We start from the raw sequence: 12002 nt of genomic DNA on the forward strand, positions 1-12002 counted from the left end.
CGCTGCCGCTCAGCGATGCCCGCAGACCGGGCACTCCGGATCTCGGCGGAACTTGATGGTGTGCCAGTGCATGGTGCGGGCGTCGAGCTGCAGCAGCCGCCCGACGAGGGGCTGGCCCACGCCGGCGAGCAGCTTGAGCGCCTCGGCGGCCTGCATGCTGCCGATGATGCCGACCAGCGGGGCGAAGACGCCGGTGGTGGCGCAGCTGACGTCCTCGACGTCGTCGGCCTCGGGGAACAGGCAGTGATAGCACGGCGCCTGCGGATCGCGCAGGTCGTACACGCTGACCTGGCCGTCGAAGCGGATGGCCGCGCCCGACACCAGCGGCCTGGCGTGCCGCACGCAGGCGCGGTTGATGGCGTGGCGGGTGGCGAAGTTGTCGCTGCAGTCGAGCACCACGTCGGCTGCCGCCACGGCCGCGTCCAGGGCCTCGTCCTGCAGCCGCTCGACCCGCGCGTCGACCTGCGCGTCGGGATTGAAGGCGGCCAGCATGTCGCGCCCGGACTCGGCCTTGGGCCGGCCCAGGCTGGCGGTGGTGTGCAGGATCTGGCGCTGCAGGTTGCTCAGCTCGACCTGGTCGTCGTCGGCCAGCACGAGATGGCCGACGCCGGCCGTGGCCAGGTAGAGCGCCGCGGGCGAGCCCAGCCCGCCCGCCCCGATGACCAGCGCGCGCCCGGCCAGGAAGGCTTCCTGCCCTTCGATGCCCAGCTCATCGAGCAGGATGTGGCGGGCATAGCGCAACAGCTGCTGGTCGTTCATTTGACCTTGGCTGGCTCGACTCCGCTGGGCGTGATCTTCAGGCGCTGGGGGTCGCCTGCCGGCTTGATGTCGGCCTTGGCCTGAGCGGTGGACATGCCCTTCTGCACCGGGCGGCCGGACAGCAGGTTGATGGCCTGCTGCAGCTGGAAGTCGTCCTTGCCGCCGAACTCGAACATCTTGGTGGGCAGCGCGGGCTCGGGCTCGATGCTGCCGGAGCGGATCTCGTTGGCGTCCTGCTGGTTGGACAGGTGGCGCTGCAGGTCGGCCTCGCGCGGCAGGCGGAAGAGGTCGCCCTCGGCCGTGTCGGCCACCACGTAGTCGGGCTCGACGCCGGTGGCCTGGATGGAGCGGCCGCTGGGCGTGAAATACCGCGACGTGGTGAGCTTGACGGCCGTGTCCTGGCTGAGCGGCAGGATCACCTGCACGGAGCCCTTGCCGAAGGTGCGGTTGCCCAGCAGCTTGGCGCGCTTGTGGTCCTGGAGCGCGCCGGCGACGATCTCGGAAGCCGAGGCGGAGCCCACGTTGACCAGTACCACCATGGGCACGGTCTTGACCCAGCCGGGCAGGTCGGCGAGGTAGTTGCCTTCGCCGCGGGCGTATTCGCCGGGCGTGGCGTGGTACTTGTGGCGCGAGTCGGGCGTGCGGCCGTCGGTGGACACCACCAGCGCATCGGGCGGCAGGAAGGCGCCGGCCACGCCGATCGCGCTGTTGAGCAGGCCGCCCGGATCGTTGCGCAGGTCCAGCACCAGGCTCTTGGGCGCGCCCTTGGCGCCCAGCTCCTTCAGGTGGCGGGCGAGGTCGGGGCCGGTCTTTTCCTGGAACTGGGCGATGCGCACGTAGGCCACGCCGTCATCCAGCATCTTGCTGCGCACGCTGCGCACCTTGATGATGTCGCGGATGATCTTGACCACGATGGGCTGCGGCTGCTCGGCCCGCATGATGGTCAGGGTGATGGGCGACTTGGGCGCGCCCCGCATCAGCTTGACCGCGTCGTTGAGCGCCATGCCCTTGGTGGGCGTGTCGTCGATCTTGATGATCAGGTCGCCGGCCAGGATGCCCGCGCGCGCGGCCGGGGTGTCTTCGATGGGCGAAATCACCTTGACGAAGCCGTCTTCGGCTCCGACCTCGATGCCCAGGCCGCCGAACTCGCCCTGCGTGGCCGTCTGCATGTCGCGGAAGGCGTCGGCATCGAGGTAGGCCGAGTGCGGGTCCAGGTTGGACACCATGCCGGAGATGGCATTGCCGATGAGGGTCTTGTCGTCGACCGCCTCGACATAGTTTTCCTTGATGGCGGCGAAGACGTTGCTCAGCTGCCTGAGCTCGTCGAGAGGCAGCGGGCTGCCGCGCTGGGCGACGGCCGAAACCCCCACGCTGAGCAAGATGCCCGCGATCGCACCGATGGCGACCAGACCGAAACCGCGAAACTTGCGAGTGCTGCTCATGCACGCTTCCTGAATTTTGATGCCCTGGCACCCGCCCCGGGCGGTTCGCACGGCGGGGGTGCACACGGGATTTGCATTACGGTACTACAAGGCCAGCCAAAGGGCAGGGTCCACTGGGGCACCGCGATGGCGGATTTCAAAGTATAGGCCCGATTCCACCTGACCACCGGTGGCGCCCACCGTGGCAATGGTGTCGCCGGCGGCGACCGGATCGCCCACGCGCTTGAGCACGCTCTGGTTGTAGGCATAGACGGTCATGTACTGCTGGCCATGGTCGACGATGATCAGGTTGCCGAATCCCCTCAGCCAGTCGGAGTAGACCACGATGCCCGGGGCCACCGCCTTGACGGGCGTGCCCTCGGGCGCACGCAGCACGATGCCCCGCCAGACGCCGCCGTCCGGGCGGTCCACCCCGAAGCGCCCCTGGGTGGGGCCGCGCACGGGCACCGGGAGACCCCGCTTCAGGCCCCTGCCCGCGTCCACGGGCGCGGCGGCCCGGCGCTCGGGCTGGGCCTCGGCACGGGCCGGGGGCGGCTCGGCCGCCGGTGCGGGCTGGGCCGGCGGGGGCGGTTCCCGCGGGGCCTCGGGGTCGGGCACGGATTTGGTTTCGGGTACCGGTTCGGGTTGCGGCGCCGGCGTGGCCGGCCCGGACGGCAGGACGCGCGTGCCGGGCTGCCCGGGCGCCGGGCGCAAGCCGATGGCGTCGGGATCGCCCAGGGCCACCGGCCCCCGGGGTTGCCGCGCAGCCGCCTCCGCCTGCTCGCGCACCCGCGCCGCCTCCTGCTCCGCGGCGGCCCGGCGGGCCTGTTCGGCGGCCAGCCGGGCCTGCTCGGCCTGCCGTGCCGCCTCGGCCCTGCGGGCTGCCTCCGCCGCCTGGCGCTCCGCCTCGGCGCGGCGCCGGGCGGCCTCCTCGGCGGCGCGACGGGCCAGTTCGGCCTGGCGTGCGATTTCCGTGTCGAGATCGTCGATGAGCCGGGACAGCCGCTGGTCGTCGCGCCCCAGCTTGCCCGCCTCGACGCGCTGGGCCTGGATCTGCCCTTCCAGCCTGGCCAGCACGGCCGCCCGCTCCTTCTGCTGGGACTGCAGTTCGGTCTTCTGGCTGGAGGTCTCGGCCACCACGGCGGCGATCTCTTCGCGGCGCGCGTCCGCGTCCTGCTGCAGCGCCGCCAGCCGCGCCAGGTCGGTGCGCAGGGCCTGCACGGCCTGGGCCCGGGCCCGCGAAACGTATCCCAGATAGCCGAGGTTGCGCCCCAGCTGCTGCGGGTCATCCCCGGACAGCAGCGCCGTCCAGGGCGACAGCCCGCCGGCGTACTGCGCCCGCAATTGCCCGGCCAGTTCGGCCCGCCGCTGCGCCAGCATGCGCTGCTGGGCGGCGATCTGCCGCTCGAGTTCGCCCAGGCGCGCCTCGGCGCGCTGCTGCTCGGCGGCCAGGTCGCTCAGCCGGCGGTTGATGCGCGAGATGGCCGACTCGGATTCCTTCAGCGCGTCGGCCGCTTCCTTGCGGGCGGCCTCGCGTTCGTCGATTTCCTTCTGCAGGGCCTCGATGCGGCTGCGCAGCGCAGCCTGCTGTCGCTCCGCCTCGGATTGCCGTGCGGCGAGATCGGCAGCCGCCGCGTGCACGGCCGGCGGCAGCGCCGCCAGGGCAGACAACAGCACCCACGCTGCGCGTCGCATCAAATCATTCCTTCTTGGCCTTGCCTTGCGCGGCCACCGCAGCCATGGCGGCTTCGATCTCGGCCGGATCGCCCAGATAGTAATGGCGGATCGGCTTGAGGTCGTCGTCGAGTTCGTACACCAGCGGCTGGCCCGTGGGGATGTTCAGGCCCACGATGTCGTCGTCGGACATCTGGTCCAGGTGCTTGATCAGCGCGCGCAGGCTGTTGCCGTGGGCGGCGATCAGCACGCGTCGGCCGGCGCGGATGGCCGGCGCGATGGAATCGTTCCAGAAGGGCAGCACGCGCGCCACGGTGTCTTTCAGGCACTCGGTGGCGGGCAGCTGGTCGGCCGGGATCTTGGCGTAGCGCGGGTCGAAGCGCGGATGGCGCGGGTCGTCCTGGCCGAGGGGATCGGGCGCGATGGCGTAAGCACGGCGCCAGATCAGCACCTGCTCGTCGCCGAACTTGGCGGCGGTCTCGGCCTTGTTCAGGCCCTGCAGGGCGCCGTAGTGGCGCTCGTTCAGGCGCCAGCTGATGCCCACCGGGGTGTACATGGCGTCCATGGCGTCGAGCGCGATCCACAGGGTGCGGATGGCGCGCTTGAGGACCGAGGTATAGGCCAGGTCGAAGACATAGCCTTCGCGCTTGAGCAGTTCGCCCGCCTGGCGGGCCTGTTCGCGGCCGGTGTCGGTGAGGTCGACGTCGGTCCAGCCGGTGAAGCGGTTCTCGAGGTTCCACTGGCTTTCGCCGTGGCGCATCAGGACGAGTTTGTGCATGGTAGGCAAGGGTCGGAGTGGAGGAAATGGGCTCATTTTATAATTGAGTGATTTTTCTCACGGCGCGCCCGGCTAGGCGCCGTTTCCCAGGCCTTGCGCCGCATTTCAGGACGACACGTGGATTTTCTGCAATTTCTGCTCGACAAGAACAACGTCTTCATCGTCGCCGTGGCCGTGGTCTCGGGCGCAATGCTGGCGCTGCCGGCGCTGCGCAAGGGCCGCACGGGCGCAACCATCGGCACCTCCGAGGCCATCCAGATGGTGAACCAGCGCCAGGCCGTGTGGGTCGACGTGCGCCCGCCCGAGCAGTTCCAGGCCGGCCACATCGCCCAGGCCCGCAGCCTGCCCGCCGCCGAGCTCGAGCAGAAGGCGGGTTCGCTGCCCAAGAACAAGCCGCTCATCGTGGTGTGCGAACATGGCCGCAACGCCCCGCGCATCGCCGCCCGCCTGCGCGCCCAGGGCTACGCCGAAGTCGCCGTGATGGAAGGCGGCATGCGCGCCTGGTACGCCGCCGGCCTGCCCGTCACGCAGAAGGGCTGAGGCCCCTGCGCACTGAAAAAGGATCCGGAATGAACAAAGTCGTAATGTACGTCAAGGATTATTGCCCCTATTGCGCGCGCGCCGAAACGCTGCTCAAGCAGCGCGGCGTCACGGAGATCGAGAAGATCCAGATCGACGCCGACCCGGCGCAGCGCGAAGCCATGATCCAGCGCACCGGGCGCCGCACGGTGCCGCAGATCTATATCGGCGACACGCATGTCGGCGGCTGCGACGACCTGCAGGCGCTGGACCGCGCCGGCGGACTGCAACCGCTGCTCAACGGCTGACGCATCCCGCCCGCCGCCCTTCTTCGCACCACCACCAACCGGAATCACTCATGGCTGATCAGGACCAAAACACCCAGCAAGCAGGCTCGAACGCGCCGTCGTTCAACATGCAGCGCGTCTACCTGAAGGACCTCTCGCTGGAAATGCCGAACGCGCCGCATGTCTTCCTCGAGCAGGAAACGCCGCAGGTCGAAGTCAGCATCAACGTGGGCGGACAGCGCCTGGCCGAGACGATCTTCGAATCCACCGTCACCGCCACCGTCACCACCCGCATCAACGACAAGGTGCTGTATCTCGTCGAGGGCACGCAGGCCGGCATCTTCGAACTGGCCAACATCCCGGTCGAGCAGATGGATCCACTGCTGGGCATCGTCTGCCCCACCATGCTGTACCCCTACCTGCGCGCCAACATCGCCGACGCCATCACCCGCACCTCGCTGCCCGCCCTGCACCTGGCCGAAGTCAACTTCCAGGCCCTGTACGAGCAGCGCATCGCGGAACTCCAGCAACAGCAGCAATCCGAGCCCAACGGCCAGGATTCCGGCATCATCCTGCCCCCGGGCGCCACGCGCCAGTAAGCGGGACGCCACGCCATGCCCATGCCGTCCGCCCCCGCGCTGCGCATCGCCGTACTCGGCGCGGGCAGCTGGGGGACGGCGCTGGCCGCCGCCGCGGCCCGCGCGCATCCCGCCATCCTGTGGTCGCGCCGGCCCGAGCAGGCCGAGGCCATGGCGCGCGATCGCGAGAACAGCCGCTACCTGCCCGACGTGACCCTGCCGGCCAGCCTGCAGGTCACCTCCCGGATCGACGCCGCGCTGGCGTTCCTGCAGGGCGAGGCGCCTGCCCTCATCATTCTCGGCGTGCCGGTTGCCGGCCTCGAGGACGCCTGCCGCGACCTGGCGACGCGCCTGCCCGGCATGGGGCTGGGGGCCGTGCCGCTGATCTGGACCTGCAAGGGCTTCGACGAGGCCAGCGGCCGCCTGCCGCACGAGATTGCCGACCAGGCGCTGGCCGGCCTGCCCGGGTGGCGCGGCGGCGTGCTGTCGGGCCCCTCCTTCGCCCGGGAGGTGGCGCAGGGGCTGCCGGTGGCCCTCACCATCGCCAGCCTGGATCCCGCCGTCCGCGATCTCGCCGTGCAGGCCCTGCACGGCGGCGCGATGCGCGTCTACGACAGCCCCGACGTGGTGGGCGTGGAAGTCGGCGGCGCACTGAAGAACGTCATCGCCGTGGCCTGCGGCATCGCCGACGGGCTGCGTTTGGGCACCAATGCGCGCGCCGCCCTCATCACCCGCGGCCTGGCCGAGATCACCCGCTTCGGCGTGGCCCTGGGCGCCCAGCCCGAGACCTTCGCCGGCCTCACCGGCCTGGGCGATCTCGTGCTCACCGCCACCGGTGACCTCTCCCGCAACCGGCGCGTAGGCCTGGAGATCGGCGCGGGCCGGGCGCTGCCCGACATCCTCGCCAGCGGCCTGACCGCCGAAGGCGTGCGCTGCGCGCGCGCCGTGCTGCAGCGCGCCCGCACGCTGGGCGTGGAAATGCCCATCACCGAAGCCGTCTGCGCCGTGCTGTTCGACGGCGTGGCGCCCATGACGGCGGTGTCGGCGCTGCTGGCGCGCGAAGCGGGCCCGGAATATCCTGCCACCGACGACAGCCAACCCCAACCATAACGACCCTGCGTCGCAAGACCACCAACCCGAGGAGCCACACATGATCCATGTCCGCGTCCGCCGCGCCGGCCGGCTGCTGCGCCATGCCTGGCTGGCGCTTGCCGCCATCGCCTGCATCCCCGCGCCCGCCCTGGCCGATTGGCCGGAGCGTCCCATCCACCTGGTCGTGCCTTTCCCGCCGGGCTCCTCGCCCGACCTGCTTGCCCGCACCATCGCCGAACCGCTGTCGCAGAGCCTGGGCCAGCCTGTCGTGGTGGACAACAAGCCCGGCGCGGGCGGCAACATCGGCACGCGGCAGGTGGCGCAGAGCCAGCCCGACGGCTACACCCTGCTCTACACCATCAACGGTCCGCTCGTCACCGCGCCCACGCTGTACAAGAAGACGCTGGGCTATGACCCGCTGCGCGACCTCGCGCCGGTCACGCTGGTGGCAACCAGCCCCAACGTGCTCACCGTGCCCGCCAGCCTGCCGGCCGATGACGTGCAGGCCTTCGTGAAGCTGGCCCGCGAGCGCAGCGGTTCGATGAACTACGGGTCCGTGGGCGCGGGCAGTTCGGCGCACCTGGCCATGGAGATGTTCAAGCACGAGGCCGGCGTCGACCTGCTGCACGTGCCGTATCAAGGCTTCCCGCAGGTGATCACGGCCATCATCGCAGGCGACGTGCAGGCCGGCTTCATGGTGCCTGCCATCGCCATGCCGCAGGTACGCAGCGGCAAGGTGAAGGCGCTGGCCATCACCAGCCTGGAGCCCAGCGACGCGCTGCCGGGCATCCGGCCCATGGCGCAACAGGGCTACGCGGGTTTCGAATCGATTTCGTGGAATGCCATACTCGCGCCCGCCGGCACGCCGGCTCCGGTCGTCGAGCGGCTCAACCAGGAGCTCGCGCGCATCATCGACAGCGAGGCGGTGCGCAAGCTGCTGGCCCAGCAGTACTTCACGCCTGCGCCGTCCACGCCGCAGGCGCTGACCGAGCGCATCGTGGCCGAGAAGGCCCGCTGGGACGAGGTGATCGGGCGGCTGGGCTTGTCGCTGGACTAGGGGCTGTCGACGCCGCGGGGCCCTGGCCGCGCCGTTCAGACCCCGCCGTTCAGACCCCGCCGTTCAGACCCAGTCGTTCATACCCGGCCGTTCATACCCGGCCGTTCAGATGCCGCCCGCGTAGCCCTGCTGGCGCCAGGCCTCGAACACGGTGACGGCCACGGCATTCGAGAGATTCAGGCTGCGCTGCCCGGGACGCATGGGCAGCCGCAGCCGCTGCGCCTCGGGAAAGCACGCCAGCTCGTCGTCGGTGAGGCCGGCCGTCTCCCTGCCGAACACGAAGACGTCGCCCGGATGGAAGGTCGCCTGGGCCAGGCTGCGTCCTGCGCGCGTCGTCAGGGCATGGCAGCGCTGCGCCGGCGCGCCCGTGGCCTGCAGCGCAAGCGCCAGCGTGTCGTGCACCTGCACCGGCTGCCATTCGTGGTAGTCCAGGCCTGCCCGGCGCAAGCGCGCGTCGTCGAGCTCGAACCCCAACGGACGCACCAGGTGGAGCCGGGCGCCGGTGTTGGCGCACAGGCGTATGGCATTGCCGGTGTTGGGCGGGATTTCGGGGCAGACGAGTACGACGTGGAACATGACGGGATTCGGAGGAACGAGGCAGACGGCGCCCCGGCCGCTATTGTGCCAGCCCCGGCCATGGCGTGCGGGCCGCCACCAGCACCGTGACCTGCGCGGCGCCCGCCTCGAGCAGCGCTTGCGATGCCGCCTCGGCGGTGCTGCCTGTGGTCATCACGTCGTCGACCAGGGCCACGTGCATGCCGGCCAGCGAACCCTGGCAGAGATAACGCCCCTGTGCCGCCTGCCGCCGCGCCCGGCGGTCCAGCGTGGCCTGGCGGCGCTGCGCTTCATGGCGCAGCGACAGCACGCCATGCAGCCGCGGCACGCCCAGACCGGCCGCCAGGGCGGCAGCCAGTTCGCCGGCCGGATTGAAACCGCGGCGCCGCAGCGAGGCAAGGCTGGCCGGCACTGCCACCAGTGCCTGCAAGGGTCCGCCGCGCAGGTCCGGCCCCGCCTCGAGCGCCTGTTGCACCAGGCCTGCCAGGGTGCGGCCCAGGGCCAGCTGGCGCTGCGCCTTGAAGCGCATGATCAGTCCGTCGTAGGGCGGCGCGTAGTCCAGCGCCGTGCGGGCGCAGCAATGCGACGGCAGCTGCAGCACACACGACGGGCAGGCCAGGCCATGGCCGGCCAGGCGCAATGCGCAGCGTCCGCAGCGCGGCGCCAGCGGCAGCATGGCCATGCGCGCATCCTGCCGGCAGCCATCGCACAGGCCGCCGCCGCACGCCGCGCCGCCGCACGCCGGGCAGTCGGTGGGCACGGCGGCCACCAGGCGGCGCAGCGCCTGCCGGCTCCTGGCAAGCATGGCCGCAGGCGGATGGGCAATAATGTGATGTTGCATGGGTCGGAATCCTCCGGCGCAATTGCCTGCCGACCCGCATTCGATCACGCCAGCGGCCGGCCCATCCAGGGCCGGCGCGATAGAAATGTCCCAGCCTGCCTCCGCCTCCCTCCCCACCCTGCCCATCGACCCCGGACACGTGATCCGGCAGTTCGCCCGCCGCGGCGACCTCTCCGATGCCCAGTTCCTCTACGGGGAAATCGCGCGCCGCATGCTGGGCCGCCTGCAGTACATCCGCCTGCAGCCCGCGCACATGCTGGACGCCGGCTGCGGCGCGGGCGACAACCTGGCGCTGCTGCGCGAACGCTACCCCCAGGCCGGCTATCTCGGCCTGGATGCCTGTGCGCCGCTGCTGGCGCATGCGCGCCGCCGCCATGCGCCGGGCGGCATCGCGAACTGGCTGGGCCGGCTGGGCCGGCCCGCGCGGCCCGAGACCCGCTACGTCCAGGCAGACCTGGCCGACACCGGCCTGCCGCCCGAATCCCAGGACCTGGTGTGGTCGAACCTGGCCCTGCACTGGCATCCGGCGCCGCACGCCGTGCTGGCCGAGTGGCGCCGCGTGCTGCGCGTGGACGGCCTGGCGATGTTTTCCTGCCTGGGTCCGGGCACGCTGCGCGAGCTGCGCCAGGCGCTGGCGGACGCGGGCCTGCAGACGGCCACGCCCGGCTTCGTGGACATGCACGACTTCGGCGACCTGCTGGTGGAGAACGGTTTCGCCGATCCCGTCATGGATCAGGAGGTGCTGACGCTCACGTACGAGACGCCGCAGCGCCTGCTGGAGGACGTGCGGGCGCTGGGCGGCAACCCTGCGCTGGGCCGGCGGGCCGGCCTGGTGGGACGGGCCTGGCGCGACCGGCTATGCAGCGCCCTCGACGCGCAACGCGGACCGGACGGCCGCATCGGCCTGAGCATCGAAGTGGCCTATGGCCATGCCTGGCGCGCCGCGACCCATCGCGCCGCGCCGGGCGAAACCCGCCTGTCGGTCAGCGCCATCGGCAGGACGCGCCCGGGGGGCTGAACGCGGCGTCCGCCGGCGGACGACCCTGCGTTCAGTGCAGGCGTTCGGTCCAGCCGTCGCGCGTGGCAAGGGCCTGCACCTCGTGCACGGGCTCCGACGTGGCGCGGATGCGGCGGCGTGCCGTCGTGGGTTCCAGCGCCGCCACGCCGCCGCGATCGCCGCGCCAGGCGCGCGCCATGGCCTCCACCACCATCGGCAGCTCGCGTACGCGATGGAACTGGCTGCGCATCCAGCGGGCATCGTTGCCGCCATGCAGGATGTCTTCGCGCAGGTTCGTCAGCATGTCGGACGTGCCCAGTTCGTCGCCGATCGGCGCCAGGCGCTGGAACAGGGCCTGGAGGTGGTCCTGCAGCCGCAGCCGCTCGCCGTCGGGGGTGACGTAGCTGCCGTGGAGGCCGAAGCGGCAAGCCTGGAAGTGATTGCTGCGGTAGGCCAGCCACGCGTTGGGGCCCGGCTCGGGATCGCGCGTGACCAGCACGGCCAGCGCCTGCGCGACAGCCGCAAGCTGGCAGGCGCGCTCGACGCCCAGCGGGGTGTCGCAGACGCGGATCTCCACCGTGCCGAATTCGGGCTTGGGCCGGATGTCCCAGTAGAGGTCCTTGATGCTCTCGGCCAGGCCGGTGGTGCGCAATTGCGCGATGTGCGCCTCGAAGCGGTACCAGTCGAGCACCTCGGGCGGCAGGTGCCCCGACAGCGGGAAGCTGTTGACCGCATTGAGCCGGCAGCATGAATACAGTGTGTCGACGCCTTCGCTGTAAGGCGAGGACGCGGAGAGCGCGATGAAATGCGGCACGTACGGCGAGAGGCCGCGCACCAGCCGGATGGCGGCGTCGCCCGAGGCCACGCCCACGTGGATGTGCTGCCCGAACACCGTGAACTGGCGCGCCAGGTAGCCGTACATCTCGGCCAGGTACTGGAATCGCGGCGTGTCGGAGATGGCGCGGTCCTGCCAGCGCATGAAGGGATGCGTGCCGCCGCCCGACACGGCCACGCCGATGGCGTCGGCAGCCTCGCACAAGGCGTCGCGCATCTCGCGCATTTCGGCCTGCAGGCCCATGGGGTGCTCGTGCACCGAAGAATTCAGCTCGATCATCGAGCGGGTGATCTCGGGCTTGACCCGGTCGGCAATGGGATGATTGGCGAGCTGGGCCAGCAGTTCGTCGGCAGCCGCGGCCAGATCGAAACTGCGCGGATTGATCAGCTGCAGCTCGAGTTCGATGCCCAGGGTGTTGGGGGCGGACGAAGTGAACGGGATCTGTTCCATCTCCGACTCCTTGTAAGGGGATATTTGTAGGTACGCGCCTTTCCGCCTTGAAGCCCGCCAGGATGCGTCGGGGGGCGTTGGATGACGTCTTATTTGCGCATGATAGCCGCAGAATTGTGGCAAAACGAGGGGGAATAGTGACAAATCTCAGTAACATCG

General features: G+C 70.7%; 13 protein-coding genes. 6 read left to right on the plus strand and 7 right to left on the minus strand.

Features of this window, described 5'->3' with window-relative positions:
* Positions 1-9: 9 nt before the first annotated feature.
* The 4 genes from ACYBYQ_RS19210 to gpmA form a co-directional block, all read right to left on the minus strand.
* Positions 10-759, minus strand: coding sequence for a HesA/MoeB/ThiF family protein (locus ACYBYQ_RS19210; RefSeq protein WP_459616018.1), 750 nt, complete (start codon positions 757-759; stop codon positions 10-12).
* Positions 756-2201, minus strand: coding sequence for a S41 family peptidase (locus tag ACYBYQ_RS19215; RefSeq protein ID WP_459616019.1), 1446 nt, complete (start codon positions 2199-2201; stop codon positions 756-758). Before ACYBYQ_RS19215 ends, ACYBYQ_RS19210 begins: the two co-directional genes overlap by 4 nt.
* 84 nt (positions 2202-2285) lie before the next feature.
* Complete coding sequence (locus ACYBYQ_RS19220) at positions 2286-3875, minus strand: murein hydrolase activator EnvC family protein (RefSeq protein WP_459616020.1); 1590 nt, start codon at positions 3873-3875, stop codon at positions 2286-2288.
* 4 nt (positions 3876-3879) lie between these two features.
* Positions 3880-4632, minus strand: a complete 753-nt coding sequence (gene gpmA, locus ACYBYQ_RS19225) for a 2,3-diphosphoglycerate-dependent phosphoglycerate mutase (RefSeq protein ID WP_459616021.1) — start codon at positions 4630-4632, stop codon at positions 3880-3882.
* 117 nt (positions 4633-4749) lie between these two features.
* Here gpmA and ACYBYQ_RS19230 point away from each other — a divergent pair, with 117 nt between their 5' ends.
* Genes ACYBYQ_RS19230 through ACYBYQ_RS19250 form a run of 5 tightly spaced genes read left to right on the plus strand, consistent with a single transcriptional unit; the run spans position 4750 to position 8165 of the window.
* Complete coding sequence (locus ACYBYQ_RS19230) at positions 4750-5172, plus strand: rhodanese-like domain-containing protein (protein WP_459616022.1); 423 nt, start codon at positions 4750-4752, stop codon at positions 5170-5172.
* 29 nt (positions 5173-5201) lie between these two features.
* Complete coding sequence (gene grxC, locus ACYBYQ_RS19235) at positions 5202-5459, plus strand: glutaredoxin 3 (protein ID WP_459616023.1); 258 nt, start codon at positions 5202-5204, stop codon at positions 5457-5459.
* 50 nt (positions 5460-5509) lie between these two features.
* Complete coding sequence (gene secB, locus ACYBYQ_RS19240; RefSeq protein ID WP_459616024.1) at positions 5510-6037, plus strand: protein-export chaperone SecB; 528 nt, start codon at positions 5510-5512, stop codon at positions 6035-6037.
* Positions 6038-6052: 15 nt separating this feature from the next.
* Positions 6053-7126: an NAD(P)H-dependent glycerol-3-phosphate dehydrogenase gene (locus ACYBYQ_RS19245; protein WP_459616025.1), complete on the plus strand. Its 1074-nt coding sequence runs from the start codon at positions 6053-6055 to the stop codon at positions 7124-7126.
* 40 nt (positions 7127-7166) lie between these two features.
* Positions 7167-8165, plus strand: a complete 999-nt coding sequence (locus ACYBYQ_RS19250) for a Bug family tripartite tricarboxylate transporter substrate binding protein (protein WP_459616026.1) — start codon at positions 7167-7169, stop codon at positions 8163-8165.
* A 105-nt stretch (positions 8166-8270) separates the two neighbouring features.
* Here the strand turns inward: ACYBYQ_RS19250 and ACYBYQ_RS19255 are convergent, their stop codons facing one another.
* Together ACYBYQ_RS19255 and ACYBYQ_RS19260 are read right to left on the minus strand one after the other, a co-directional pair.
* A complete protein-coding gene (locus ACYBYQ_RS19255) occupies positions 8271-8741 on the minus strand; it encodes a tRNA (cytidine(34)-2'-O)-methyltransferase (RefSeq protein ID WP_459616027.1) in 471 nt (156 codons plus the stop codon).
* A 40-nt stretch (positions 8742-8781) separates the two neighbouring features.
* The gene (locus tag ACYBYQ_RS19260; RefSeq protein ID WP_459616028.1) at positions 8782-9561 is read right to left on the minus strand and encodes a ComF family protein; all 780 of its coding nucleotides are present in this window, start codon (positions 9559-9561) and stop codon (positions 8782-8784) included.
* An 85-nt stretch (positions 9562-9646) separates the two neighbouring features.
* Between ACYBYQ_RS19260 and ACYBYQ_RS19265 the strand changes: the two genes are divergently transcribed.
* Entirely contained in the window at positions 9647-10579 is a 933-nt protein-coding gene (locus tag ACYBYQ_RS19265; RefSeq protein ID WP_459616029.1) for a methyltransferase domain-containing protein, read from the plus strand.
* Between the two features lie 31 nt (positions 10580-10610).
* Here ACYBYQ_RS19265 and ACYBYQ_RS19270 read toward each other — a convergent pair whose 3' ends face one another.
* Positions 10611-11843, minus strand: coding sequence for a YbdK family carboxylate-amine ligase (locus tag ACYBYQ_RS19270; protein WP_459616030.1), 1233 nt, complete (start codon positions 11841-11843; stop codon positions 10611-10613).
* Positions 11844-12002 lie beyond the last annotated feature (159 nt).

The sequence above is a fragment of the Bordetella sp. 2513F2 genome (assembly GCF_054642735.1).

What these genes read in the sequence shown, in the direction of transcription:
- ACYBYQ_RS19210 (WP_459616018.1), bottom strand. Translation starts at nt 759, where the DNA reads ATGAACGACCAGCAGCTGTTGCGCTATGCCCGCCACATCCTGCTCGAT.
- ACYBYQ_RS19215 (WP_459616019.1), bottom strand. Translation starts at nt 2,201, where the DNA reads ATGAGCAGCACTCGCAAGTTTCGCGGTTTCGGTCTGGTCGCCATCGGT.
- ACYBYQ_RS19220 (WP_459616020.1), bottom strand. Translation starts at nt 3,875, where the DNA reads ATGCGACGCGCAGCGTGGGTGCTGTTGTCTGCCCTGGCGGCGCTGCCG.
- gpmA (WP_459616021.1), bottom strand. Translation starts at nt 4,632, where the DNA reads ATGCACAAACTCGTCCTGATGCGCCACGGCGAAAGCCAGTGGAACCTC.
- grxC (WP_459616023.1), top strand. Translation starts at nt 5,202, where the DNA reads ATGAACAAAGTCGTAATGTACGTCAAGGATTATTGCCCCTATTGCGCG.
- secB (WP_459616024.1), top strand. Translation starts at nt 5,510, where the DNA reads ATGGCTGATCAGGACCAAAACACCCAGCAAGCAGGCTCGAACGCGCCG.
- ACYBYQ_RS19245 (WP_459616025.1), top strand. Translation starts at nt 6,053, where the DNA reads ATGCCCATGCCGTCCGCCCCCGCGCTGCGCATCGCCGTACTCGGCGCG.
- ACYBYQ_RS19250 (WP_459616026.1), top strand. Translation starts at nt 7,167, where the DNA reads ATGATCCATGTCCGCGTCCGCCGCGCCGGCCGGCTGCTGCGCCATGCC.
- ACYBYQ_RS19255 (WP_459616027.1), bottom strand. Translation starts at nt 8,741, where the DNA reads ATGTTCCACGTCGTACTCGTCTGCCCCGAAATCCCGCCCAACACCGGC.
- ACYBYQ_RS19260 (WP_459616028.1), bottom strand. Translation starts at nt 9,561, where the DNA reads ATGCAACATCACATTATTGCCCATCCGCCTGCGGCCATGCTTGCCAGG.
- ACYBYQ_RS19265 (WP_459616029.1), top strand. Translation starts at nt 9,647, where the DNA reads ATGTCCCAGCCTGCCTCCGCCTCCCTCCCCACCCTGCCCATCGACCCC.
- ACYBYQ_RS19270 (WP_459616030.1), bottom strand. Translation starts at nt 11,843, where the DNA reads ATGGAACAGATCCCGTTCACTTCGTCCGCCCCCAACACCCTGGGCATC.